General features: G+C 39.1%; 24 protein-coding genes. 15 read left to right on the top strand and 9 right to left on the bottom strand.

Annotated features, from left to right (window positions below; translation table 11 throughout):
• The first annotated feature begins 22 nt into the window (after positions 1-22).
• Together A9J31_RS03885 and A9J31_RS03880 are read left to right on the top strand one after the other, a co-directional pair.
• Complete coding sequence (locus A9J31_RS03885) at positions 23-961, top strand: NAD(+) kinase (protein ID WP_067762653.1); 939 nt, start codon at positions 23-25, stop codon at positions 959-961.
• Positions 962-963: 2 nt separating this feature from the next.
• Positions 964-1,230: a YeaC family protein gene (locus A9J31_RS03880; protein WP_067762652.1), complete on the top strand. Its 267-nt coding sequence runs from the start codon at positions 964-966 to the stop codon at positions 1,228-1,230.
• A gap of 75 nt (positions 1,231-1,305) precedes the next feature.
• Here the strand turns inward: A9J31_RS03880 and A9J31_RS03875 are convergent, their stop codons facing one another.
• Positions 1,306-2,310 (bottom strand): glycosyl transferase family protein, encoded by a 1,005-nt coding sequence (locus A9J31_RS03875; RefSeq protein WP_067762651.1) that lies wholly within the window; start codon positions 2,308-2,310, stop codon positions 1,306-1,308.
• Between the two features lie 411 nt (positions 2,311-2,721).
• On the opposite strand from A9J31_RS03875, the gene A9J31_RS03870 reads away from it, so the two are divergent.
• Positions 2,722-4,062: a dicarboxylate/amino acid:cation symporter gene (locus A9J31_RS03870; RefSeq protein ID WP_067762650.1), complete on the top strand. Its 1,341-nt coding sequence runs from the start codon at positions 2,722-2,724 to the stop codon at positions 4,060-4,062.
• 172 nt (positions 4,063-4,234) lie between these two features.
• Complete coding sequence (locus tag A9J31_RS03865) at positions 4,235-5,377, top strand: acyl-CoA dehydrogenase family protein (RefSeq protein ID WP_067762649.1); 1,143 nt, start codon at positions 4,235-4,237, stop codon at positions 5,375-5,377.
• A gap of 91 nt (positions 5,378-5,468) precedes the next feature.
• Here A9J31_RS03865 and A9J31_RS03860 read toward each other — a convergent pair whose 3' ends face one another.
• Positions 5,469-6,005, bottom strand: coding sequence for a DJ-1/PfpI family protein (locus tag A9J31_RS03860; RefSeq protein WP_067762648.1), 537 nt, complete (start codon positions 6,003-6,005; stop codon positions 5,469-5,471).
• Between the two features lie 504 nt (positions 6,006-6,509).
• Between A9J31_RS03860 and pheA the strand changes: the two genes are divergently transcribed.
• The 4 genes from pheA to A9J31_RS03840 all read left to right on the top strand — a co-directional run bounded on the left by pheA (position 6,510) and on the right by A9J31_RS03840 (position 11,520).
• Complete coding sequence (gene pheA / locus A9J31_RS03855; RefSeq protein WP_067762647.1) at positions 6,510-7,619, top strand: prephenate dehydratase; 1,110 nt, start codon at positions 6,510-6,512, stop codon at positions 7,617-7,619.
• A 69-nt stretch (positions 7,620-7,688) separates the two neighbouring features.
• Positions 7,689-8,780, top strand: a complete 1,092-nt coding sequence (gene hisC / locus A9J31_RS03850; RefSeq protein WP_067762646.1) for a histidinol-phosphate transaminase — start codon at positions 7,689-7,691, stop codon at positions 8,778-8,780.
• A gap of 3 nt (positions 8,781-8,783) precedes the next feature.
• Positions 8,784-11,033 (top strand): bifunctional prephenate dehydrogenase/3-phosphoshikimate 1-carboxyvinyltransferase, encoded by a 2,250-nt coding sequence (locus tag A9J31_RS03845; RefSeq protein WP_067762645.1) that lies wholly within the window; start codon positions 8,784-8,786, stop codon positions 11,031-11,033.
• Between the two features lie 115 nt (positions 11,034-11,148).
• Positions 11,149-11,520 carry a hypothetical protein gene (locus A9J31_RS03840; protein ID WP_067762644.1) on the top strand — a complete coding sequence of 124 codons (372 nt, stop codon included), beginning with the start codon at positions 11,149-11,151 and terminating at the stop codon, positions 11,518-11,520.
• A 65-nt stretch (positions 11,521-11,585) separates the two neighbouring features.
• On the opposite strand, the gene A9J31_RS03835 is transcribed toward A9J31_RS03840, so the two are convergent.
• From A9J31_RS03835 to A9J31_RS03825, 3 genes are all read right to left on the bottom strand, one after another.
• Complete coding sequence (locus A9J31_RS03835) at positions 11,586-11,933, bottom strand: hypothetical protein (RefSeq protein ID WP_150923059.1); 348 nt, start codon at positions 11,931-11,933, stop codon at positions 11,586-11,588.
• Positions 11,917-12,108, bottom strand: coding sequence for a hypothetical protein (locus tag A9J31_RS03830; RefSeq protein WP_067762642.1), 192 nt, complete (start codon positions 12,106-12,108; stop codon positions 11,917-11,919). Before A9J31_RS03830 ends, A9J31_RS03835 begins: the two co-directional genes overlap by 17 nt.
• A gap of 253 nt (positions 12,109-12,361) precedes the next feature.
• Positions 12,362-12,988, bottom strand: coding sequence for an alpha/beta hydrolase (locus A9J31_RS03825; RefSeq protein ID WP_067762641.1), 627 nt, complete (start codon positions 12,986-12,988; stop codon positions 12,362-12,364).
• Positions 12,989-13,113: 125 nt separating this feature from the next.
• On the opposite strand from A9J31_RS03825, the gene yaaA reads away from it, so the two are divergent.
• The 5 genes from yaaA to A9J31_RS03800 all read left to right on the top strand — a co-directional run bounded on the left by yaaA (position 13,114) and on the right by A9J31_RS03800 (position 17,784).
• Positions 13,114-13,893 carry a peroxide stress protein YaaA gene (yaaA, locus tag A9J31_RS03820; protein WP_067762640.1) on the top strand — a complete coding sequence of 260 codons (780 nt, stop codon included), beginning with the start codon at positions 13,114-13,116 and terminating at the stop codon, positions 13,891-13,893.
• 461 nt (positions 13,894-14,354) lie between these two features.
• Positions 14,355-14,558, top strand: a complete 204-nt coding sequence (locus A9J31_RS03815) for a hypothetical protein (RefSeq protein WP_067762639.1) — start codon at positions 14,355-14,357, stop codon at positions 14,556-14,558.
• Between the two features lie 386 nt (positions 14,559-14,944).
• The gene (locus A9J31_RS03810) at positions 14,945-16,267 is read left to right on the top strand and encodes an NCS2 family permease (protein ID WP_067762638.1); all 1,323 of its coding nucleotides are present in this window, start codon (positions 14,945-14,947) and stop codon (positions 16,265-16,267) included.
• An 80-nt stretch (positions 16,268-16,347) separates the two neighbouring features.
• Positions 16,348-17,349, top strand: coding sequence for an adenosine deaminase (locus A9J31_RS03805; protein WP_067762637.1), 1,002 nt, complete (start codon positions 16,348-16,350; stop codon positions 17,347-17,349).
• Between the two features lie 66 nt (positions 17,350-17,415).
• Complete coding sequence (locus A9J31_RS03800) at positions 17,416-17,784, top strand: hypothetical protein (RefSeq protein WP_067762636.1); 369 nt, start codon at positions 17,416-17,418, stop codon at positions 17,782-17,784.
• Positions 17,785-17,855: 71 nt separating this feature from the next.
• Here the strand turns inward: A9J31_RS03800 and A9J31_RS03795 are convergent, their stop codons facing one another.
• Positions 17,856-18,410, bottom strand: coding sequence for a cytochrome b (locus tag A9J31_RS03795; RefSeq protein ID WP_067762669.1), 555 nt, complete (start codon positions 18,408-18,410; stop codon positions 17,856-17,858).
• A 212-nt stretch (positions 18,411-18,622) separates the two neighbouring features.
• On the opposite strand from A9J31_RS03795, the gene A9J31_RS03790 reads away from it, so the two are divergent.
• Both A9J31_RS03790 and rnhB read left to right on the top strand, forming a co-directional pair.
• Positions 18,623-19,009 (top strand): hypothetical protein, encoded by a 387-nt coding sequence (locus A9J31_RS03790; protein WP_067762635.1) that lies wholly within the window; start codon positions 18,623-18,625, stop codon positions 19,007-19,009.
• Positions 19,010-19,086: 77 nt separating this feature from the next.
• Entirely contained in the window at positions 19,087-19,659 is a 573-nt protein-coding gene (gene rnhB / locus A9J31_RS03785; RefSeq protein WP_067762634.1) for a ribonuclease HII, read from the top strand.
• 89 nt (positions 19,660-19,748) lie between these two features.
• Here the strand turns inward: rnhB and csrA are convergent, their stop codons facing one another.
• The 3 genes from csrA to alaS form a co-directional block, all read right to left on the bottom strand.
• The gene (csrA, locus tag A9J31_RS03780; RefSeq protein WP_067762633.1) at positions 19,749-20,003 is read right to left on the bottom strand and encodes a carbon storage regulator CsrA; all 255 of its coding nucleotides are present in this window, start codon (positions 20,001-20,003) and stop codon (positions 19,749-19,751) included.
• A 254-nt stretch (positions 20,004-20,257) separates the two neighbouring features.
• Positions 20,258-21,538 carry an aspartate kinase gene (locus A9J31_RS03775; RefSeq protein ID WP_067762632.1) on the bottom strand — a complete coding sequence of 427 codons (1,281 nt, stop codon included), beginning with the start codon at positions 21,536-21,538 and terminating at the stop codon, positions 20,258-20,260.
• Between the two features lie 350 nt (positions 21,539-21,888).
• Positions 21,889-24,582, bottom strand: coding sequence for an alanine--tRNA ligase (gene alaS / locus A9J31_RS03770; RefSeq protein WP_171256655.1), 2,694 nt, complete (start codon positions 24,580-24,582; stop codon positions 21,889-21,891).
• Between the last annotated feature and the right edge of the window lie 340 nt (positions 24,583-24,922).

Genomic DNA, 24,922 nt, shown 5'->3' with positions numbered 1-24,922 from the left:
TTAAATCATAAGTGTTAATGATATGATAAGGCTGAGGCGAAGCGGAGCTATGGCGCAGGTGCAAATTTCACATAAATCATTTCGAAACATTGGGTTGATTGGTCGTCCAGACAAATCTTCGGTAATCGAAACCTTATGTCTGATTCATGATCATCTTTTAAGTTTAGGATTACATCCTGTATTTGATACGCAAACAGCACAATTGGTTCCTTATGCCAATACACAAACGGTCAGCCGCGCATTATTGGGTGAAGTGGTCGATTTAGTGATTGTGGTTGGTGGTGATGGCTCATTACTCCACGCTGCACGTGCATTGGTGAAATATAATACGCCAGTGATTGGTGTAAACCGTGGTCGTTTAGGTTTCTTAACCGATATCAAGCCGACAGAAGTCATCTTTAAGTTAGATCAGGTATTAAAAGGTGAATTCCAACTAGATCGACGCTTTTTATTGGAGATGGAAGTTCGCTCCAAAGGTGAATCGATTTATAATGCGATTGCATTGAATGATATTGTGTTGCACTCAGGTAAATCTGTGCACATGATCGATTTTGAACTGAATATTGATGGTCAATATGTGTATCGCCAGCACAGTGATGGATTGATTGTTTCAACCCCAACCGGTTCTACGGCTTATGCGCTTTCAGGTGGTGGACCGATTGTTCATCCAAGTATGGATGCTATTGCACTGGTACCAATGCATCCACATACCTTGTCATCACGTCCGATTGTTGTGGGCGGACAAAGTGAAATTAAACTTGTCATTCGTGAAAACCGTGTACTGCCAATGGTGAGTGCAGACGGTCAACATAGTGTCTCAATGGGTGTAGGCGATACTTTACATATTCGCAAACATCCATTTAAGCTGAATTTATTGCATCCACCTGGTTATGACTTCTATATGGCATGTCGGACTAAACTGGGATGGAACCAAGATTTTGACTTATTAAAGCAGGATTAAATATGAATATTGAACAAATGCTGACTGTACTCGATCCTGAAATTGTGGCTCGTCTTAAAACAGCAATTGAAATCGGTAAATGGCCAAACGGTGTTGTTTTAACTAAAGAGCAACGTCAAATTTGCATGCAAGCAGTTTATGCTTGGGAAATTAAACATCTACCTGAAGAAGAGCGTAGCGGTTATATTGACCGTGGTACGAAAGAAGAAGATGAACATTGCGATTCACATGTTGAAGAGCCAGAGTTCAAGCCAATTCGTTTTGTCTAAGTATTCTTAGAAAAAAAGACACTGATGTGTCTTTTTTTTATCCTAATTTTTTTGGGTATGTGTGGAATCATCAAATTAGATTTTAGAATTACGATTTTCCCAAAGTTGTTTGGCCTTTAACATTGCTTCGTCATAACTTTCACAAACACCCATCGTATATAAGGCAATTCCGATGGTTTCAGGGACAGCTACTGCACCATAAGCATGATCTTGCTGGCCTTCCCAAACTGCTTTAAATACAGCAAGATCTAACTCTTCCTCAATCGGACTACGATTGTCCGTAAGTTTTGGCAATTCGTGTTCGTATAATTGACCAGCTTTAATACCGCAGATTAACGTTTTAGCATCTGGATTGCGCTCAAACTCACCACCTTCGCCTTTAATGACAGCACTGTTTTGATAGCCCAATTGAAATGCTGCGCGTTGGTGTGAGCTGCGGTAGGCTGGGTGGAAAATTGCTTGCATAGTGGCTTTTGCATTAAAGGGATTAATTAAGCGCGCAAGCGTATGAATTGGTGAGCGTAAACCCATCACATTCCTTAAAGAAATTAGTTCACTTAAAATTGGGGAGATGACTTCGAGCGGAATATAGGCAAAACTGCGTTCTTTGAGTTGTTGTTCCACATCTTGGTCATTTTGGCAAATAGGAAAACCCAAATACTCTAATACTTCTTCGGTATAAAGGCGGTTAATGGTGTGACCAGATGCACCATGCATCACAATTTTATAACCATGTTTTGCAAGTGTTAATGCTGCCAATAAAAACCATGGATAATGTTTACGTTTGCCTGCATAGGATGACCAATCTAAATCGACATCAAGCGGTTTAAAGCTGAGTTGATCACGTGTTGCTTGTACAAAACCCGTTAATTCATCTACAGATTCTTCTTTTACGCGCAATAACATTAAAAAAGCGCCTAATTGTACGTCTAAAACTTCATCTTTTAAGATCATGCTGAATGCTTGATAGGCTTCATCATAAGTCAGTGAACGGGCCCCATTTTTACCTTTACCCACAATTCGAACAAATTGGGCAAATGGATGTTCAAAATCTTTATAGATATTTCGTTTATTGTTCATGTAAAAATTCGGCTTAAAACTAGGACTTAAGGATAGTTTACTTCTATAGTTGGTATTTTTCAGCTTTATATTATGGTTAAAAATGGGCTTTATTAGACTATAGTATAATGAGTTGTGATTATTATTTAACCCAAATTAACATTTGCAGCAAAACAAGCCAATAAAAAACAGGTAAAATTTAACCTACTTTAGTATGTGTTTCATCTCCTGTTCAATTCACTGATTTGATGTCAGGTCCTGAAGTGATCGCAATTTCATCACTCGTGCACAGTTTAGTTTTTTTACAGTATTTAGTGTTCTAGATGCTTTGGTGCTCTTTTACGTGGATAAAAGAGTTTTGGGCTGTTTATTTTTTGAAAATAGACAAAAACTGAATATTTCTAGCTTAGAAATATATCGTGAAGTAATGTCATGGCTAAAAAACCAATTTATAAGTCGCTGTATTTTCAAGTGATTGTTGCCATTATTGCGGGTATCTTAGTGGGGCATTTCTCACCAAGCGGTACGCAAATTATTAATGGTGCAGAGCAATATGTTCCAGGTTTAGGTGAGCAACTTAAACCTTTAGGTGATGCATTCATTCGTTTGATCAAAATGATCATCGCCCCAGTAATTTTCTGTACCGTTGTAAGTGGTATCGCGGGTATGGAAAGCATGAAATCTGTCGGTAAAACCGGTGGTGTTGCTTTACTTTACTTTGAAATCGTTTCGACTATCGCACTGATTATTGGTTTGCTTGTAATTAACATTGCAAAACCAGGCGTAGGCATGAACATTGACCCTGCAACATTAGATACCTCAGGTATTTCTAAATATGTTGCTTCAGGTGAATCTCAGTCGACCATCGACTTCTTCATGAATATTATTCCGAATACTGTTGTGGGTGCTTTCGCTGAAGGTGAAATTCTACAAGTATTGTTATTCGCTATTTTATTTGGTTTCGCGCTACATAAATTGGGTGATGCAGGTAAACCTGTATTGAAATTCATCGATCAAGTTTCTCACGTGTTCTTTAACATCGTAAACATGATCATGAAACTTGCGCCAATTGGTGCGTTCGGTGCAATGGCATTTACCATTGGTAAATATGGTATCGGTTCATTGGCTCAATTGGGTCAATTGATCATCTGTTTCTATATTACTTGTTTACTGTTTATTTTCCTTGTACTGGGTACGATTGCACGTATTTGCGGTTTCAGTATTTTGAAAATGATTCGTATGATTCGTGAAGAGTTATTGATTGTATTGGGTACATCATCTTCTGAATCTGTACTGCCGCGTATGTTGAAAAAACTTGAGCTTGCAGGCGCTGAAAAATCAGTTGTAGGCTTGGTTATTCCAACAGGTTATTCATTTAACTTAGACGGTACTTCAATTTACTTAACCATGGCTGCGATCTTTATTGCACAAGCAACAAATACACCACTTGATATCTCTCACCAAATTACCTTGTTATTGGTGTTATTGATTTCATCTAAAGGTGCTGCTGGTGTAACAGGTTCAGGCTTCATTGTTATGGCTGCAACATTGTCTGCTGTTGGTCATATTCCTGTTGCTGGTTTGGCATTGATTCTTGGTATTGACCGTTTCATGTCAGAAGCTCGTGCGTTGACTAACCTTGTGGGTAACTCATTAGCAACATTGGTGGTTGCAAAATGGGTGGGTCAATTAGACAAAGAAAAATTGGACTATGCTTTGGCTAACCCTGAAGAAATTGATAAGCAAATGGCAAGTGAAGCAAATCATGCATAAAAGCATATGCTGATTGTGCTGTGATAAAAGGAAGCTTCGGCTTCCTTTTTTTTAAGCTTAAATGATGATGAATAATTTTGAACGCTTTAGTTTTTCAGCATGACGCTACCTTAAAAGTGCAATAGGATGTGGCTCAACAAAACAACAAATTGAAATACAAGGAAGCAATAATATGCTGGCGTATGATGCAGATTTAGAATTATTTCGTGATAATTTCCGCCGCTTTTTAGCTGAGCAGGTCGCACCACATTATGAGCAATGGGAACGAGAGGGCATCATGCCGCGTTCTGTGTGGAGTGCGTTGGGTGAAAATGGTTTCTTATGTGTAGATGTTCCTGAAGAATATGGTGGTTATGGCGTTCCGACACATTATTCACTCATGTTGGTGGAAGAATCTGCTCGTGCTGGCTTTAGTGCTCTATCTACCGGTATTTCATGTCATTCTGAAATTGCGGCGCCATATATTCTGCATATTGCCAATGAAGAACAAAAGCAATATTGGCTACCGAAAATGGTTAGCGGTGAAGTGGTGGGCGCAATTGGGATGACTGAACCGGGTGCAGGTTCAGATTTACAGTCCATGCGCAGTAGTGCAATTTTGCAAGGTGATCATTATCTTTTAAATGGTTCAAAAACCTTTATTTCAAATGGCCAGCATGCTGACTTAGTAGTATTAGCCGCAAAAACAGATCCTCAAGCACGTGCCAAAGGTGTATCGCTGTTATTGGTCGATACGCATTTAGAAGGCTTTAAGAAAGGCACGAATCTAGACAAAATTGGCTTACATGCACAAGATACATCTGAGCTTTTCTATGACAATGTCAAAGTACCAAAGGAACAACTTTTAGGGCAGGCAGGGCATGGTTTTGCATATTTAATGCAAGAGCTTCCACGAGAACGTACAGCAATTGCTTCGACTGCAATTGGTGCTATTCGTGGTTCAATTGATGTGGCAACGCAATATGTAAAAGAACGCCAAGCATTTGGGCAGGCAATTGGTCAATTCCAAAATACACGTTTTGTTTTGGCGCAAGCAAAAATTGATGAACTGGCAACAGCAGCTTTTTATAACCAAAACGTAGAATTGTATATGCAAGGTAAACTTGATGTTGAAACTGCGGCTGCGTTGAAGAGTTTCGCTACGGATATGCAAATGAAAGTTGCCGATAATTTGTTGCAGTTATTTGGCGGTTATGGCTACATGACGGAATATCCGATATCACGTTTCTTTGTAGATGCACGTATCCAACAGATCTACGGCGGTACGAATGAAATTATGAAAGAGATTGTTGCACGTAGTATTTTAGGTCGTTAAGTAACAGCAGATAAAGGTTTCTTTGAATTAGTCTTTGTGAATAAAAAAGCGGATTCAGTTCCGCTTTTTTTTGTTCAATATAAGACTGAAATTATTGAATAGGCGGGTGTGGTTGCCCCAACACTTGTAAACACACATCTATAAACTTAGGTGTGTCCGATGTGCTGCGTGAGGTAATATATAAATTACAGTCATTGACGACAGGTAAATCGGATAAAACAGCACCTGCTTCTAATAAGTCTTCATTTAATGTTTGAATATTAGCCAAATGTCGACCTTTGACGACACCTGCCTCTAATAACAGTAAAGGGCCATGACAGCTGGTCAGAATAGGTTTTTGGCTATCAGCAAAGTGACGAACGAAATATAAAAATCGATCATCCAAAGCGAGTTTGTCAGGTGAAAATCCACCCGGTATAAACAGCGCATCAAATTCATGTACGGAAGCATCATCAATGCTTTGATCAATGGTGATTTGGGATTGGCGTTTCATCCCATAAACAATTTTACCGACCTGTTCTTCGATATTGATAATACTATGTCGAGCAGCTCTGAATGCCTCTACAGGTTCAATATATTCGACATCTTCAAAATCATAGGTCACCAACACAGCAATTCTTTTGTGCATAACCGTACCCTTTGAGACTATTTTTGTTTTAGTTCTAAACGACTATATCTAAATTCAGATAAATGTCTGTCTTATTTGTTATCAATGCGTCAACGTCTGTAAATATTAGGTGATGGTAAAGCATAAATCACTGAAAAGATGACCAATGACAGTTTGTTTTAAATCACCTGTATTCGTTTCAAGTTATTGCAGTATGTAGAGTCTTTTAGCTGGTATGTGGCACAGATTACTTAGGTTTGTTTTAAAGATTATTTGGCTTGAACTTTTGCTAAGAAATTTTATTTAAAAATGTCCAAATTCTCCGAATGATGGTTCTTTCAATTCATATTCAACAAAAATTGCTAAGTTGATCAATTTACCTGTTTTGGTTCTTCAGTTGAACTGATGATGGTTTAATCAACTGTATGTTTTTAAGACTGAATCAATCAAAGTCGTATTGCGCAACAATTGAAAGCTAACTATTGTTATACTGTTTGCAAAATATTTTTGAAGGGCGACATAACAATGATCCACGATGATCAGAACACTACGACTTCTCTTGACTTGGTTCAGATTCGTGATGATATTGACTCTGTTGATATGCAGATTCAACAACTTATCAACCGTCGTGCGAAACTGGCAGAAGCAGTTGCAAAAGCAAAATTTGCTGCTGAAGAGAATCCACTGTTTTATCGTCCTGAACGTGAAGCACAAGTTTTACGTAAAGTTATGGATCGTAATGAAGGGCCTTTGTCTGATGTGACTATGGCACGTTTATTCCGTGAGATCATGTCGGCGTGTCTTGCACTTGAAGCACCACAAAGTATTGCGTTCTTAGGTCCAGTTGGAACTTATACGCATTCGGCTGTTTTAAAACATTTTGGTCAAGATGCTGTTGTTCGCCCACTTCCAACGATTGATGAAGTATTCCGCGAAGTTGAAGCAGGCAGTGCACACTATGGTTTAGTGCCAGTTGAAAACTCATCTGAAGGTGTAGTGAACCATACCCTAGATTGCTTCAAATCTTCACATCTCAATGTGATTGGTGAAGTTGAACTTCGTATTCATCACCAATTTCTGGTGTCTGAAAACACTCGTAAAGACAGCATTAAGCAAATCTATGCGCACCAACAAACGTTAGCACAATGCCGTAGTTGGTTAGATGCACATTATCCAGGTGTAGAACGTGTGGCTTTAAGCTCAAACGCAGAAGCTGCGCGTCGTATTCGTAATGAATGGCACTCTGCTGCAATTGCATCTGAAGTGGCAGCGAATATCTACAATCTAGAAATTTTGCATAGCAATATTGAAGACAACCCAGAAAACACCACACGTTTCTTAGTGATTGGCCGTGAGAAAGTACCGCAATCGGGCAATGATAAAACTTCATTGTTGATTTCTGCACATGACCGTGCAGGGGCATTACTTGAAATTCTTGCACCGTTTGCCAAGCACAACATCAGCTTAACCAGTATCGAAACCCGTCCTGCATTGCCTGAAAAATGGGCTTATGTATTTTTTGTGGACTTAGAAGGTCATGTTGAGCAAGAAAACGTGAAAGCGGCAATTGAAGAAATTCGTCCGTTAGTAAAAGAAATTCGTGTATTGGGTTCATATCCGATTGCTGTTCTTTAAGATCACAACTGTGATCAGCTTCAACAGGAGTTGATCACCTTCATCACTTGAAATAACCGGAAGTGTAAAATGACGTTTGTCCCAGCCAATGAAGGCATTGCAAAGTTAAAGCCTTATCAACCAGGTAAACCAATTAGTGAACTTGAGCGTGAGTTGGGTATTACTGATATCGTCAAACTCGCATCAAATGAAAACCCATTGGGTTGTTCAGGTAAAGTTAAAGAAGCTGTTGCTGCTGAACTTGCTGAAATTGGTCGATATCCGGATGGTGGCGGTTTTATTCTAAAAGACCAAGTTGAAAAACAATTTGGTGTAGCGCATAACCGTATTACTTTGGGTAATGGTTCAAACGATCTTCTGGAAATTTTTGCTCGCGCATTCGTTTCTGAAAATGATTCAGTTGTTTATAGCCAACATGCATTTGCTGTTTATAGTTTGGTGACTCAAGCAATTAATGCTGAAGCAATTGAAGTCCCTGCGAAAGGCTTCTCACATGATCTAGAGGCAATGGCTGCTGCGGTTAAAGCTAATACTAAATTGATCTTCATTGCCAATCCAAATAACCCAACAGGGACTTGGTTTGAAGAAGCTGAATTTGAAGAGTTCATGCAAAATGTGCCTGCAAATGTGATTGTGGTACTCGATGAAGCGTATGTGGAATATTTCCCAGAAAACTTCAACAGCTTAAAATTCTTAGATCAATACGCAAACTTAATTGTGAGCCGCACCATGTCTAAGTGCTATGGCCTGGCTGCACTACGAGTTGGGTTTGCACTCGCGTCAGTTGAAGTGACGGACTTCTTAAATCGTATTCGTCAGCCGTTCAACGTCAACCATTTAGCAATGGTTGCTGCGGTTGCTGCACTTAAAGATGACGCGTTTATTGAAAAATCACGTGTTGTCAATAAAGCAGGTATGGCTCAACTTGAAGCAGGTTTTGAGGCTTTAGGTTTGGACTATGTACCTTCACGTGCCAACTTCATTTTGGTGAATGTAAAAGCAGATCCTGCACAAACATTCAACGCTTTATTAAAAGAAGGTGTGATTGTACGTCCTGTAGGTATTGCAGAACATCTTCGTGTGTCTATTGGCACTGAAGCTGAAAATGCAAAATTCCTCGCTGCATTGGATAAAGTGTTGGGCCTAGAGGCAAAAGCGTAAGTTATGTCTGTGCCACTATTCGAAAAAGTTGCTTTTATTGGGCTTGGGCTAATTGGCTCAAGTTTGGCTCGTGTCATTGTTGCAGAAGGCTTAGCCAAAGAAATTGTGGCGTCTACGCGTTCACAAAAAACTTTGGAAGATGCCAAAACTTTAGGTCTAATTCAACAGGGTTATAGTGATCCTGCTGAAGCGGTCAAAGGTGCAGACCTAGTGGTTCTTGCATTGCCTGTCCGTGCAACGCAAAAAGTTTTGGAAATTATCAAACCGTATTTGTCTGAACAGACCATTATTACAGATGTTGGTAGCACCAAGGGCAATGTTGTTGATGCTGCCAAAGCGGTTTATGGTGAGCAATTGCCAGCTGGTTTTGTTCCAGGTCATCCAATTGCAGGCGCTGAGCATACTGGTGTACACGCAGGTAAGGTTGATTTATTCGCAAATCACAAAGTCATTTTGACGCCGTTACCAAGCAGTGCAGACTGGGCAGTAGAGAAACTGATTCGATTGTGGCAAGCTGCCAAAGCGGAAGTGATTTGTATGGATGTGGAAAAACACGATGAAGTGTTGGCCCATACCAGTCATCTTCCACATTTAATGGCATTTAACTTGGTAGAGCAGCTGGCTAACCGAGAAGACAATTTAGATATTTTCCGTTATGCCGCTGGTGGCTTTCGTGATTTTTCACGAATTGCTGCAAGCGACCCACATATGTGGCATGACATCTTTTTTGCTAATAAAAAGGCAATTTTAAATGCGGTGGATGGCTTTGAAAGACAATTGGCCGTTCTACGTAAACTGATTGAAGATGAAAATTCACAAGCATTGATGGGATTGCTGGGGCATGCACAAGCAGCACGTCAGCATTTCAATCACATGCTCGCAAAGAAACCACTGATGGAGAAAAACAAAGTGACGACACAGCAATTCAAAATTTTACCGGGCGCTAAAAAATTCCAAGGTAAATTTACTGTGCCAGGTGATAAATCTGTGTCACACCGTTCCATCATGTTTGGTGCTATTGCAGAGGGAACGACCCATGTAACAGGTTTCCTTGAAGGTGAAGACGCGTTAGCAACATTACAAGCTTTCCGTGATATGGGCGTGAGTATTGAAGGCCCGAAAAATGGTGAAGTCACCATTCATGGCGTAGGCATGCATGGCTTAAAAGCGCCTGCAAGTGCGTTATATATGGGTAACTCGGGTACTTCAATGCGTCTGCTTTCAGGCATGTTATCTGCACAACAGTTTGACTCGGTTATGACGGGCGATGCTTCATTGTCTAAACGCCCAATGGAACGTATTGCAAAACCTTTACGTGAAATGGGTGCGCAAATTCAGACTACAGGTGAACGTGGTACACCACCAGTTTCGATTTCAGGAAGTCAAAAGCTAAAGGGGATTCATTACGACTTGCCAATGGCATCTGCACAAGTAAAATCAGGTATTTTATTGGCAGGTTTATGGGCTGATGGTGAAACAGTTGTGACTGAACCTGAACCTACACGCGACCATTCAGAGCGTATGCTGCGTGCTTTTGGTTATGAAGTGAAAACTGAGGGTAACCGTATTTCACTGCAAGGCGGTGGAAAGCTGGTGGGTACTGATATTCAAGTTCCATCAGATATTTCATCAGCTGCATTCTTTATGGTTGGTGCAGCAATTACCGAAGGTTCGGATGTCACTCTGGAAGCGGTGGGGATTAACCCGACACGTACTGGTGTGATTGAAATTTTAAAACAAATGGGTGCTGACCTGACGGTAGAGAATGAACGTATTGCAGGCGGCGAACCAATTGCAGACATTCGTATTCGTGGTTCACGTACACTCAAAGGCATTCATATGCCAGAAGATCAAGTGCCATTGGCGATTGATGAATTCCCAGCATTATTTATTGCTGCTGCATGTGCGGAAGGTCAAACAATTTTAACAGGTGCAGCTGAACTGCGCGTAAAAGAGTCAGACCGTATTCAAGTGATGGCGGATGGCCTGAAAATTATGGGTATTGAATGCACACCGACTGACGATGGCATTATCATTGAAGGTAAAGGTAAGTCTGGTGAGTGGGGTGCTATTTTCACAGGTGGTCAAATTGAATCACATCATGATCACCGTATTGCCATGAGCTTCTCTATGGCAGGTTTACGAACTTCTGGTGAAATTAATATTCTGGGTACAGAAACTGTTGCAACAAGTTTCCCAACATTTACTGAGCTTACAACGCAAGCAGGTCTTGAAATTGCAGTAAGTGAATAAAAAATATTTCACAGAAATTGTATATTTGTTAGACAACAGCCAAGCAAATGCTTGGCTGTTTTGTATTTATTGCTTATGCTAAAACCATACAACAATAAAGCCTTTGGATAGCGTAATGAGAAAACTACAATTTACTGCAAACAGTGAACAAGATCTTGCGGATACGACGGTGGATACTCAAACTCAAGTGGCTGAGTTTTTAGCAAGTAAGCTTGAGAAATATGGTTTTCAAACCCTTTCGCAAAGTGGTGACCAAATTGCAGTAAGTGTTGATCAACATGAATTGCCACTTTCTGTCATGTGCCAAGGCAAAGACGAGGCGGGTCGTTTGGTCTGTGAAATCACCTCTTATCCAGATGAAGATCAAGACTGGCTAGATAGAATTACTGAACAAAGTTTGCTGAATCAATTAGCACAAGCGGTTGAAAATACTTTAAAGGAAAATGAAAGCTATAGCGAATTTCAATGGAAAACCATTAATAAGTAGCGTGTTAAGAACAGAAATCAAAAAAAGCAGCAATCAGCTGCTTTTTTTATTTGTTGAAGAGCGTTTTATAAACATTCAATAATCAGAGGGTTAATTGTACGATTGCCTTTTTTCATATGGTCACACATGCCTGATGCTTCACTTTCATTCAAACCCCAAAATACAATCACACCACGCTGATTAGAGATTTTAGGATCACTAATATGAATATAGTGCGTATCATGATAATTTTTATCGAGCATGTCTTTGTATTTTTGATCGGTAAACGTTGAACACGAAGAAACTTCAGCAGCTTGGCAAACTGAATCGTTGTCACAGCGCTGTTTGAATGTTGAAATCATGCTACTTGATTCAGAACTATTGAATTGAGCTTGGCATATATCTGTATTTGGAAAGTCATATACCATCTTCAAGTTGAAGTCTCGACCTTGTATTCATTTTATAAGATGCGGTTAAATAAGCTTTAGGACCACTTTCAGCAGAGACAGTGGAGGCTGGAACAACTGTTGGGGCTTCTGACTTTGAATTAAAGTAATAAACCAACACTGCAATGACCATACTGGCTATTATGGCGATGATAAATTTCATGTTTCCCCTCGGAAAATTATTGTTGTATATTTTTCTGTATTTTTAATGAAAAGTTATATTTAAAACAATATCTCATTCTGACATTTTATAAATGTCTTTTAGTCTTGTTCTTCTATTTGCTTTGCCATCAGCAATTAAACATTCAATCAAGTTCAGTTTGAAAGTTAGAGATTTTAAGAAATGACAGAGAATTAACAATAAAAAAGCCAGCGGCGCTGACTTTTAATTTTATCCATTCTGATAAGCGTTTGGATCAAACCAAAAAGCGCGAAATTGCAATACGGAGCTGTTTTAAGTAACCCGTAAAGAAATGATTTGCACCCGGTAAAACGGTAATTAAATGGCGCTGAGGTTTAGCCCACTGAATTAAATCAGACAACAGGGTTACATTATCTTCTTCACCATGGATAAAGAGAATATCACCCTTAATATGAGGGGTTACATAGTGACGAACACCTGCAACTGTCGTGGTTGGTAAACCACATAAAATGGTCTGTACAGGTTGTAATTCGACAGGTAACAACGCATAGCATTTTGTCATTACATTCGCACCAAAACTAAAACCACCTGCATAAAATGGCAAGTTAGGATGTTGGCTGCGTGCATATTCAATCACTAGCATGGTGTCTTTGGTTTCACCATTACCTTCATCATGTATTCCAGCACTTTGGCCAGAACCACGAAAACTAGGACGATAAACCACATAACCACGTTCTAAAAACATTTGCGCTAAAAGTACAGGGACTTTGTGCTGTGGTGTGCCACCTTGCAGTGGGTGAGGGTGTGTAACTACCGCGAATCCTTTCACTTCACCCTGTGGATAATCAATAAAAATTTCAAGCTGACCAACAGGCCCTTGAATGAACAGTTGTTCTGACATAATGACTAAAATGTGAAAGCGGGAGAGTCGCATAGTTTACAGATTATGTTTATCAAAAACACAGATTGGCTTTGAAATAACGCAACTGTTATAGTTTATTTAATTAAAATTTAATCAGGTTGTTTATGCTCGCTTTAATTTCTCCTGCAAAAACTTTGGATTATGAAACTGCATTACCGACAGAAAAATTTACCCAACCACGGTTGCTTGATCACTCTCAAGAATTAATTGAAGTGGCTAGCAAATTATCCGCAAGTGAAATTGCCAGTTTAATGAGCGTAAGCGAAAAAATAGCCACTCTAAATGCAGAGCGTTTCCGTGATTGGCAACCTGAATTTAATTTTGCGAATGCCCGTCAAGCTATTTTTGCCTTTAAAGGTGATGTGTATACAGGCTTAAATGCATATCAGTTAGAGAAGCAAGATATTGATTATGCTCAAAAACATTTACGTATGTTGTCAGGCCTTTATGGTTTATTACGACCGCTTGATTTAATGATGCCTTATCGTTTGGAAATGGGAACCAAACTTAAAAATACTCGCGGCAATAACTTATATGAGTTTTGGGGTAATACGATTACAGAGACCATTAATACAGATTTGGCACAGGCTGAATCAGAACTTCTGGTGAATATTGCCTCTGATGAATACTACAAGTCTGTGAAAGAGTCGAAGATCAAAGCTGAAATTATTAAGCCTGTATTCCTTGATCAAAAAAATGGAAAGTATAAAGTCATTAGTTTCTATGCTAAAAAAGCACGCGGACTCATGGCGCGTTATTTACTCGAAAATAAAATTGAACGAGCAGAAGACATCAAATCCTTCAATACTGATGGTTATTATTTTGATGCGGAGAGTTCACTTAAAGGTGAATTGGTCTTTAAGCGTGATGAACAAGCAGCTTAATTTTACATTTTAGCAATGCCACACTTTGAATTTTATTAATAAATTTGAGGTGTGGTATTTTTTAGCGATTTGTGTTGAGTGCTGATCAGCCACTTATCGGAAAGTAAATTTTTCGATAAGAAGACAAATAAAATGACATTGATCGCAAAATTCTCAAGTTGTGTATCAGAATATAAAATGCGTTTATACCATTCAAAAATAATAGAATCTTAAAAATAAGATTAAGTCATTGAATATAATTGTTTTTTATAATTTTTTAATAAATAAAAAAGACTAAAATACCTGAATCTTGGCATGGATCACACAAACTTAACGTGAAAATTGAATTACATTTTTTACGGTTTATACACAAAACAGCAAAGAATATTAAAAATAATTCAAAATAGTGTGATTTATGTCACATAATGATGTGTAATTTTTGTTATGATAATTCAAAGTTTAATCAAGAATAATTTTTAGTTATGAAAAAACTAATTATACCAATCTTAATGTTGAGTGTTTGCTATCTAGGGTTTTCTGTTTATAAAAATGCTGAATTAAAAAAGCAACAGGAAGCTGATCAAGTATTCAATGAATATGATGATCAGACTTTTAATCGTACTGAACAAGCAAAATTTGCTTATTCTGAAACAATGTCTAAACAAGACATAAATAATAGCTTATAGGTCAAGATACATTATTTTTATATATAATAATACATAAACATATAATTAAAACAGTGATTTAAATTTACTAGATTAATATTGCGATGAAATTGTGGAAACATTAAAAAATCAATGTGTTATAATTTTGCTGCTCATACATTTGGTCAGATTTTATTGAATTTAAGTCTGATTAAATGGAGTTAAAATAAGGCTGCATATGGTTATGCAGCTTTTTTGTTTGCATTTTTCAGTGTGTAATATGCTGAAAAAAGGATTGTTTTAAACCCTAAATCAGCCTTGCTGGCATGTACATTGCTAGAATTTCTACAAAATTAATGATGGGAAAACATCATGATTAATTTTGTGGAATGCCAAAGGCATAAAGTTTACTTAATAGGGGCTAGGTCATGACGACTCCTAATCCATCTTCCGAAAATATGCTTGAACGCCTGTTTAAACTGAGTGAAAACAAAACGACGTTTAAAACAGAAGTGATTGCAGGTGTAACTACATTCCTTACGATGTGTTACATCATTATTGTCAATCCAATGATTTTGTCCGCTACAGGGATGGATCATGGGGCTGTCTTCGTTGCAACCTGTTTAGCCGCAGCTATCGGCTGTTTGGTTATGGGGCTTGTAGCTAACTATCCAATTGCACTTGCGCCCGGTATGGGATTAAACGCGTACTTTACTTATTCTGTATGTTTAGGAATGGGTGTACCTTGGCAAACTGCATTAGCAGCAGTATTTGTATCAGGTTTAATCTTTATCGCAATCAGTATGTTTAAGATTCGTGAGGCGATTGTCAATTCAATCCCAATGTCACTTAAACTTGCGATTGGCGGTGGTATTGGTTTGTTCCTTGCTTTAGTTGCATTAAAAAATGCTGGCATTATTGTGAAGAATGAAGCAACTCTAGTTGGCTTGGGTGATTTGGGTCAACCATCTGTACTGTTGGCTTTGCTTGGCTTCCTATTGATTGTCATTATGCATCAGTTCAAGGTGCGTGGTGCGATCATCATCAGTATCCTTGCAATTACTGCTATTGCAACCATGTTTGGCTTTAATGAATTCCAAGGCGTTGTTGGTCATATTCCATCAATTGCACCGACATTTATGCAAATGGACTTCTCTGGTTTGTTTGAAGCAAGCTTGATTGGTGTAATTTTTGTCTTCTTCTTAGTCGATTTGTTTGACTCTACAGGTACATTGGTGGGTGTTTCTCACCGTGCAGGCTTGTTAAAAGATGGAAAATTACCACGTCTGAAAAAAGCGTTATTTGCTGACTCATCAGCGATTGTTGCAGGTGCTGCATTAGGTACATCTTCAACAACACCTTATATTGAATCTTCTGCAGGTGTTGCTGCGGGTGGTCGTACTGGCTTAACTGCTGTTGTTGTTGCAGTGTTGTTTTTGCTGTGTTTATTCTTGGCACCGCTTGCACAATCTGTACCTGGTTTTGCGACTGCGCCAGCACTACTGTTCGTTGGTGTGTTGATGATTCAAGGTATCGTTCACATTGAATGGGATGATATTACTGAAGCCGTTCCAGCATTTTTAACGATTATTTTCATGCCGTTTACATACTCAATTGCAGACGGTATTGCGATGGGCTTTATTAGCTACGCATTAGTGAAATTGTTCACAGGTAAAGCAGCAACTGTACCGTATATGGTATGGATTATTGCTGTACTTTGGGCACTTAAATTTGCGTTGTTTGGTGGTTAATACACCCTAAACACAGGAGGGTGTAAACGTTGTTTACACCCTTTTTTATTTTCTGAACATGAATTTTACGAGGTTAGGATATGAACCAACTTGAGCTGATTCAACGCATGCCTAAAGCTGAATTGCATGTACATATTGAAGGCACATTTGAGCCTGAGTTAATGTTTGCTATAGCACAGCGCAACCAGATTGAAATCCCGTATAAATCGGTTGAGGAAGTAAAACAAGCATATAACTTTCACAATCTACAATCATTCCTCGACATTTATTATGCGGGTGCAAATGTCCTGATTGTTGAACAAGATTTCTATGATCTAGCGATGGCATATTTTAAAAAATGTGCAGCAGATCATGTGGTTCATACTGAGATGTTCTTTGATCCACAAACCCATACCGATCGTGGTGTTGCATTTGCGACAGTTATAAATGGTTTGCAACGTGCTTGTGACGATGCAAAAGCAAAATTTGGAATTAGCTCACATTTGATTATGTGCTTCTTACGCCATTTGTCAGAAGAAGCGGCATTTGAAACATTGCAACAAGCATTGCCATATAAAGATCAAATTATTGGTGTGGGTTTAGATTCGAGTGAGGTTGGACATCCACCTTCTAAATTTGAGCGTGTATTTGCACAAGCACGTGAAGAAGGTTTCTTGGTGGTTGCACATGCTGGTGAAGAAGGTCCCGCAGAATACGTTTGGGAAGCGCTAGACTTATTAAAAGTGAACCGTGTCGATCATGGCGTTCGTTCTGAAGAAGACCCTAAATTGATGCAGCGTCTCATTGCTGAAAAAATGCCATTAACCGTTTGCCCACTGAGTAATTTAAAACTTTGTGTGGTGAATGATATGGCTGATCATAATATTCGTCGCTTATTGCAGCAAGGTGTACATGTCACTGTCAATTCAGATGATCCATCATATTTTGGTGGCTATATGAATGATAATTTTATTGCTATTGCAGAAGCGCTAGCATTAGATAATGATGAATTGAAACAGCTTGCTATTAATTCATTTGAAGCGTCATTCATATCAGATGAAGATAAGCAAACTTGGGTAGAAAAGATCAAGGCGTTGAATTAAACATCGGCGTATACTACTTAGGTAGTGAATCCTCACTGCCTTTTTTATTTGTCTAAGTTATCTGTCATGAAATCATCGTCAATTTTTTCTTTCAACTTAATCGTTGCTGTTTTAACAGTGGGATTGAGCTCTGCTGCAATGGCGGAAAAGTCGCAAAGTCTCAGTCAAAAAATGTTGAAACCTGTTATCGAATATCAGTGTGGGCAAGAACTGAATGCATCTAAAGTGTGGAAAGGAGCATCTATGTTTATGAGTGCGGCGCAAAAGAAAGACAATCAAACAGCCATTTGCCAGTGTGTGAGTGAACATGCAATGGATGAAATGACAGCTAAAGATTTGATGACAGCCGCGGTAAGTGAATCTGAAAAAAATAAATTAATTTCAAAAGCGGTTTTAAATAGTCTACGTGGTTGTGCGCAGCAGGCACTAAATTAAGACTATTAGGATTTAAAAAGCCACGATAAAGTGGCTTTTTAAATTTTGGAAAAAAATAAAGTTCGAATACTCTATTTCGGTTGTTGCGTCATGCTTTTGAGTACGTGGTCTTTATCAATAAAGTGATGTTTTAATGCTGCAAGAATATGGCCAACTAACAGTACTCCAGCAGCCCAAGAAATCCAAATATGTAAAGGTTTAACAATCGCAAGTAATTCGGGATTGTCTTGTACTAAACGTGGAATTTCAAATAAATACAGCACAGGCGCAGGGTGTCCAGCGCTCCAACTAAATAAACAACCAGTAATTGGAAGTGCTAGTAACATAAAATACAGTGCTAAATGGCCAAAGTGAGCTAATGTCTTCATATTTTTAGACATTGTATTTGGGAGTTCAGGGGCAGGATGGGTGTATCGCCAAAAAATACGAATGACTACAAGGAAAATGATGGTCGTTGCAATATTTTTATGTAAGGTAATGACTTGACCTTTAAAACTACCATCGACGTCATAACTTAAAAAGTTTCCACTATAAAAGCCAATGATCCATGCACCAATAAAAATAATAGCCATTAACCAATGTAGAATTTGAGCAGTACGCGTGTAATATTGCGAATTATTGTTCATTTTGAAAAGTAAAAAATTTATACGATGAAAGATATTAAAGTATTCTAGTGCTTGAAAACATACATGTAATTGAGACACAGTGTTGAGAATTTGCAACACTGATTTTGCTGTTAAACTACACAATTACAGCATTATTTTTAAATAGACTTACCGTTTATAGGGCGAGTTGGTGCACAATACGCCCACTGATTAACATAACAAAGGATTCATCCGTGAAAAAATTAGCTGCAGTTCTAGCGCCACTTACCTTAGTTCTTTCTGCATGTGCTGCAACAGGTACCACTGGTACAGGTACTTCGGCTGCAACAACGACCAATAGTCTTGCAATGATGGCAGTTAAAGTAGGCGTGCAAGCGAAATGCGTAACTGAATTAAATAATAATACATATTGGAAAACTGCTTCTAAAGTTTTAACTGAGACTCAAAAGTCTGAACTTCAAACTGAAGTATGTTCATGTGTCGGTGAAAAAGCGACGACCAGTGTTACTGCAACAGATTTAGTTGTTGCGGCAATGGATAAAACATCACAAGCAAATCTTGCAGCTAAAATTGTTACGAATACATTAAATGCATGCGTAGTTGAAACACTCAAAAACTAAGTATTGAAATAAAACGATCCTCTACGCTGAGCTGGTTTTGGCGCAAGAGGGTCGTTTTTTATTGTGTGAGAAAAGAAATGAAAGTAGCTGGTGCAGATGAGGCAGGGCGTGGCCCATTGGTGGGTTCAGTTGTGGCGGCAGCTGTTATTTTAGATCCAAATAATCCAATTGAGGGATTAAATGACTCTAAAAAGCTCACCGAAAAAAAACGGGAAAAACTGTTTGTCGAAATTAAAGAAAAAGCATTGGCTTGGGCGATTGCTGAAAGTTCGGCTGCTGAAATTGACGAGATCAATATTTTGCAAGCTTCTCTCTTAGCAATGCGTCGTGCTGTTGAGCAATTGGCAATTCAACCTGATCACGTGCTGGTTGATGGCAATAAAGTCCCACAAGGGCTTAGCATGAGCTGTGATGCCGTGGTTGGTGGTGATGCAATACATGCTGAAATTTCGGCTGCCAGTATTTTAGCAAAAGTTACTCGAGACCATGAAATGGTAGAACTTGATGCAAAATATCCGCAGTATGGTTTTGCAAAGCATAAAGGCTATCCGACTAAAGCGCATTTTGAAGCGATAGCTGAGTTTGGTGTTATTGATGAGCACCGTCGTAGCTTTGGTCCGGTACGTAAAGTTCTAGAGGCGAAAGCTTAAGCTTTATCTCATTGTGAGATTTGAGAAGAATATTTTAGATAAATTTAAAGCGGCTAATAAGCCGCTTTATTTTTGAAACGCATTTAATCTTAACGATTATAATTGTTCTGTGGAAAATCACCTTCTTCGAAAGAAGGTTGATATTCTTGATCAATATTTTGGAGATGTTCGTGCATCGCACGTTCATGTTGAATGCGTTGGTAGATTTCTTCGCGGTGTACAGATACTTCTTTTGGTGCATTCACACCAATACGAACCTGATTACCTTTAACCCCAAGTACAGTCACGCTGACTTGGTCCCCAATCATTAATGTTTCTCCGACACGACGAGTCAGAATCAGCATGTTTATCTCCTTGCAAAATGCAAAACCTGCAATTGATCAATTATGTAAAATTCATAACCTGTAAAAGCAAAAAAATTTTAACAGAACATCTGAAACATTCATTGTGACAGATACAATTCTAATTAAATTTTTTCAAAATCCTCAGGGTTAATATAACAGAGCCACTATAAAAAAAACTATAGTGGCTCTGTATTTTTACGATGTTTTTCAAAATCTGTCTAACAATGACAAAAATTGACACCTTGCATGGTTAATTAAGCACGAACGCTTGATTCACCAGTTTCGCGGTCAAGACCGAATGCTGTGTGCAGTGCACGTACAGCAAGTTCTAAGTAGTTTTCTTCAATGATCACTGAAATTTTGATTTCAGATGTAGAGATCATCAAAATGTTGATACCTTCTTTTGCAAGTGCTGTAAACATTTTGCTTGCGACACCAGCATGCGAACGCATACCAACACCAACGATTGATACTTTAACGATGTCTGAACGTGTAGCAACTTCACGTGCGCCAATTTCTTGAGCAGTTGCTTCAAGAATTGATTTAGCTTTTGCAAGTTCGCTACGGTTAACAGTGAACGTAAAATCAGTTGTACCATCTTCTTCAACATTTTGGATGATCATGTCGATTTCGATGTTTGCATCGCCAATTGGGCACAAAATGTTTGCTGCAATACCTGGTTCGTCTGGAACACCAAGAATTGTTAATTTAGCTTCATCACGGTTGAATGCGATGCCTGAGATGATTGGTTGTTCCATGTTATCTTCCGCTTCTGTGGTGATTAGTGTACCGACGTTTTGTTTAAAGTCTTCGTCGAATGCGCCATCATCGTCATTATCAAAACTTGATAATACGCGTAAAGGCACTTGGTATTTACCTGCAAATTCTACAGAGCGAATTTGAAGGACTTTTGAACCAAGTGATGCCATTTCCAGCATTTCTTCAAAAGAAATACGATCAACTTTTTTCGCTTTTGGAGCGACACGTGGGTCAGTGGTGTAAACACCATCAACGTCTGTGTAGATTTGGCATTCATCTGCTTTGAGTGCTGCAGCAAGTGCCACACCAGAAGTATCTGAGCCGCCACGACCTAAAGTGGTTGTATTGCCATCAGCATCAAAACCTTGGAAACCAGCAACAACAAGTACACGACCGGCATCTAGGTTTGAGGTGAGGACATCTGTGTCAATAGATTCAATACGTGCTTTATTGAACGCGCTGTCGGTTTTAATACCAACTTGACGGCCTGTAAGAGATTTAGCTTCAACACCAATTGAGTTAAGTGCCATTGCTAACATAGAAATCGTTACCTGTTCACCTGTAGACACCATTTGGTCTAATTCGCGTGGATCAGGGGTTTCGGTAATGGCTTTCGCTAAAGCAAGTAGACGATTGGTTTCGCCACTCATTGCAGATACAACAACCACAACTTTGTGACCGTGATCATGCCAACGCTTTACACGACGAGCAACATTTAAAATGCGCTCTGGAGTACCCATTGAGGTACCGCCATATTTTTGAACGATTAATGCCATAACTATCCTTACCAAGTAAATAAGTCTAAAGACTTAAAGCACTTACACATATTTTAAGACCACAATTGAGTGCGGTTTTAATATACCACGTAGCTCCTGAACAATGCCGAGGTAGGTTTTGTTCAATAGATACTTTGTGTCCGCAGGTGGTTCAAGTGAACACAGCCTTTTAGACTCCATCTTCATCATATAACCAGAGGTTGAATGTTGCTTTCAACATGAATGATTGAGTTTGCGTGTATACGCATCAACGTGGTTTAAGTAGGATCCAGCATTAAAAAACACACTACTTAAACCGGTTGATTGGCCTAAGGTAAGGAGAGTCACCTTAGGCGATAGGACTTTTGGTCTTATTTTGCAGCTAACCATGCAACAAGGTCAGTCATTACAGCTTCAAGTTTGTCGCTATATGGCGCACCACCTTGAGCCATGTCAGGTTTACCACCACCTTTACCACCAAGTTCTTGACCAAGGTGCTTGATGATGTCACCCGCTTTTACAGTTGCTGTGTATTCTTTCGCCACTGAAGCAATCAAGCTGACTTTGTCGGCATCTACAGCAGCAATCACGATAACGGCATTGTCTAACTTAGATTTAACACCGTCATGTAAGTTACGCAGTGATTTCGCATCTACATTGTTTACTGTTGTAATTAATGTTTTGCGGCCTGCGATGTCTTGAACTTGACCTAAAAGCTCAGCAGCTTGGAAACTCGCTAGTTTTTGATTCAATTGTTCAATTTGTTTTTGCAAGCTAGATGCAGTGTGAGAAAGCACTTCAACTTTTTCTAAAGTTTGATCTTTTTGTGCTTTTAACAAATCGTTGATTGCGTGAATATCACGATCCGCTTTTTGTGCTACTTCAACTGCTTTTGTGCCTGTAACAGCTTCTATACGGCGTACGCCAGCAGCAACACCACCTTCAGACGTGATTTTGAATAGACCAATATCACCGGTGCGTTTTACATGAATACCGCCACAAAGTTCAATGGAGAAGTTTTTATCTTCAGAGATTGAACCCATAGACAATACACGTACTTCGTCGCCATACTTTTCACCGAACAACATCATTGCGCCTTTTTCTTTGGCAGCATCGATGTCTAAAAGTTCAGTAGAAACAGCAGTGTTAGCAATCACTTCAGCATTAACAATACGTTCGATTTCTTGCAGTTGTTCAAATGACACAGGTTGGTCATTAGCAAAGTCGAAACGTAATAGTTCGCTTGCAACCAATGAACCCTTTTGTTGTACATGTGTACCCAGTACTTTGCGGAGCGCTGCATGTAGAAGGTGAGTTGCAGAGTGGTTGCGGGCAGTTGCGTCACGCAAATCAGCTTTAACAATTGCTTCTACCGCTTGAGCAGCCTTTAAGTTGCCCATGGTCACGATGCCTTGGTGTACAAAAGCACCACCAGATTTTTTGGTGTCTTGTACTTCAAAAATACCAGTTTCGTTTTTGAAGATACCTGTATCGCCAACTTGACCACCACTTTCTGCATAGAACGGTGTTTGGTTCAGTACGATCAGCGCTTCGTCGCCTTCAAACACTTCGTCAACTTGTTCGCCATCTTTATAGATCGCAACAATTTGACCTTGACCTTGAGTTGCTTCATAGCCATCAAATTGAGTTTCGCCATCAACCTTAACAATGCTGTTGTAGTCAACTGCAAATTTACCAGCATCACGTGCACGTTGACGTTGAGCAGCCATTTCAACTTCAAAGCCAGCTTCATCAATCGTTAAATCACGTTCACGTGCGATGTCAGCAGTTAAGTCAGTTGGGAAGCCATAAGTGTCATAGAGTTTAAATACGGTTTCGCCTGGAATCACTGAACCTTTCAGTTGAGCCAATTCACCTTCAAGCAATTTCAAACCTTGCTCAAGTGTTTTAGCAAACTGTTCTTCTTCTTTCAAAAGCTGTGCTTCGATACGCGCTTTTTGTGCTTCAAGCTCAGGGTATGCAGCGCCCATTACATTAATTAATGGTTGAAGCATTTTGTGGAAGAATGAACCAGTCGCACCTAATTTATTACCGTGACGCACTGCACGGCGAATAATGCGGCGAAGTACATAACCACGACCTTCGTTTGATGGGTTAACACCATCTGCAATCAGGAAGCAGCATGAACGCGCGTGGTCAGCAACCACTTTAAGAGAAGCAGGGTATTCAACAGGTTTATTTTCTGCTTGTGCTTTCGCTTCAAGTTCAGATGTATCTAAACCAATAATTTGTGCAGCGTCTTTGAGTAAGTTTTGGAATAGATCGATTTCGTAGTTTGAGTTTACGTGTTGTAAAACCGCAGAAATACGCTCTAAGCCCATACCTGTATCTACAGAAGGTGCAGGAAGCGGGTGTAATACGCCATCAGCAGTACGGTTAAACTGCATGAATACGTTGTTCCAAATTTCAATGAAACGGTCGCCATCTTCTTCAGGCGTGCCTGGTAAGCCACCCCAAATGTGATCGCCATGGTCAAAGAAGATTTCAGAACATGGACCACATGGACCTGTATCGCCCATTGCCCAGAAGTTATCTGATGCGTATTTTTCGCCTTTGTTATCACCAATACGGATGATACGAGAAGCATCTAGACCAATTTCTTTGTTCCAGATATCAAAAGCTTCATCATCGGTATGGTAAACAGTGGCATATAGTTTATCTTTTGGAAGTGCTAACCATTGTTCGCCAGTTAAAAAGTCCCATGCGAATTTGATTGCATCACGTTTAAAGTAATCACCAAATGAGAAGTTACCCAACATTTCAAAGAATGTATGGTGACGCGCTGTATAACCAACGTTGTCTAAATCGTTGTGTTTACCACCTGCACGTACACATTTTTGTGAAGATGTAGCACGAACGTAGTCACGTTTTTCAAGACCAAGGAAGCAGTCTTTGAACTGGTTCATACCCGCGTTGGTGAACAATAATGTTGGGTCGTTGGCAGGTACCAGAGAACTCGACGCGACACGTGTATGCCCTTGCGATTCAAAGTAGCTTAAAAAAGCTTCGCGAATTTCAGCTGATGTCATAAAACGAGTACTCACAACCAAGTCTCTCCTAATTTCGATTTGGTAATAGCATATCAAGCAAGTCTTACAAAATTTTAAAGCTGGCTTGAGATGCTGACATAAAATTTAAAAACGCTAAATTATAACGGAAAAAGGCGTAGCGACCAATGATTTTCAATGAACTATATGACTTTTTATATAATTCATTTGAATTGATTCATTTTCATTATGGTTGTGAAAATTTTGGCAGTTTTTACTCAATGGTACTTTGGTTTATTTATAAATTTAGGGTGAAATTTAAGATGAAATTTGAGATGAAATTTGAGATGAAATTTTACTTAAATCCTAAACGCATTTTCAAATTTTAAAGGCGTGA

Origin of the sequence: Acinetobacter gandensis (assembly GCF_001678755.1) — a bacterium.
Classification (GTDB): Bacteria; Pseudomonadota; Gammaproteobacteria; order Pseudomonadales; family Moraxellaceae; genus Acinetobacter; species Acinetobacter gandensis.
Note: the sequence above shows the minus strand (reverse complement) of the source record. Positions and strands in the feature narration are given on the sequence as shown.

Coding starts and splice junctions, on each gene's coding strand:
- A9J31_RS03885 (WP_067762653.1), top strand. CDS start 23: ATGATAAGGCTGAGGCGAAGCGGAGCTATGGCGCAGGTGCAAATTTCA.
- A9J31_RS03880 (WP_067762652.1), top strand. CDS start 964: ATGAATATTGAACAAATGCTGACTGTACTCGATCCTGAAATTGTGGCT.
- A9J31_RS03875 (WP_067762651.1), bottom strand. CDS start 2,310: ATGAACAATAAACGAAATATCTATAAAGATTTTGAACATCCATTTGCC.
- A9J31_RS03870 (WP_067762650.1), top strand. CDS start 2,722: ATGGCTAAAAAACCAATTTATAAGTCGCTGTATTTTCAAGTGATTGTT.
- A9J31_RS03865 (WP_067762649.1), top strand. CDS start 4,235: ATGCTGGCGTATGATGCAGATTTAGAATTATTTCGTGATAATTTCCGC.
- A9J31_RS03860 (WP_067762648.1), bottom strand. CDS start 6,005: ATGCACAAAAGAATTGCTGTGTTGGTGACCTATGATTTTGAAGATGTC.
- pheA (WP_067762647.1), top strand. CDS start 6,510: ATGATCCACGATGATCAGAACACTACGACTTCTCTTGACTTGGTTCAG.
- hisC (WP_067762646.1), top strand. CDS start 7,689: ATGACGTTTGTCCCAGCCAATGAAGGCATTGCAAAGTTAAAGCCTTAT.
- A9J31_RS03845 (WP_067762645.1), top strand. CDS start 8,784: ATGTCTGTGCCACTATTCGAAAAAGTTGCTTTTATTGGGCTTGGGCTA.
- A9J31_RS03840 (WP_067762644.1), top strand. CDS start 11,149: ATGAGAAAACTACAATTTACTGCAAACAGTGAACAAGATCTTGCGGAT.
- A9J31_RS03830 (WP_067762642.1), bottom strand. CDS start 12,108: ATGAAATTTATCATCGCCATAATAGCCAGTATGGTCATTGCAGTGTTG.
- A9J31_RS03825 (WP_067762641.1), bottom strand. CDS start 12,988: ATGTCAGAACAACTGTTCATTCAAGGGCCTGTTGGTCAGCTTGAAATT.
- yaaA (WP_067762640.1), top strand. CDS start 13,114: ATGCTCGCTTTAATTTCTCCTGCAAAAACTTTGGATTATGAAACTGCA.
- A9J31_RS03815 (WP_067762639.1), top strand. CDS start 14,355: ATGAAAAAACTAATTATACCAATCTTAATGTTGAGTGTTTGCTATCTA.
- A9J31_RS03810 (WP_067762638.1), top strand. CDS start 14,945: ATGACGACTCCTAATCCATCTTCCGAAAATATGCTTGAACGCCTGTTT.
- A9J31_RS03805 (WP_067762637.1), top strand. CDS start 16,348: ATGAACCAACTTGAGCTGATTCAACGCATGCCTAAAGCTGAATTGCAT.
- A9J31_RS03800 (WP_067762636.1), top strand. CDS start 17,416: ATGAAATCATCGTCAATTTTTTCTTTCAACTTAATCGTTGCTGTTTTA.
- A9J31_RS03795 (WP_067762669.1), bottom strand. CDS start 18,410: ATGAACAATAATTCGCAATATTACACGCGTACTGCTCAAATTCTACAT.
- rnhB (WP_067762634.1), top strand. CDS start 19,087: ATGAAAGTAGCTGGTGCAGATGAGGCAGGGCGTGGCCCATTGGTGGGT.
- csrA (WP_067762633.1), bottom strand. CDS start 20,003: ATGCTGATTCTGACTCGTCGTGTCGGAGAAACATTAATGATTGGGGAC.
- A9J31_RS03775 (WP_067762632.1), bottom strand. CDS start 21,538: ATGGCATTAATCGTTCAAAAATATGGCGGTACCTCAATGGGTACTCCA.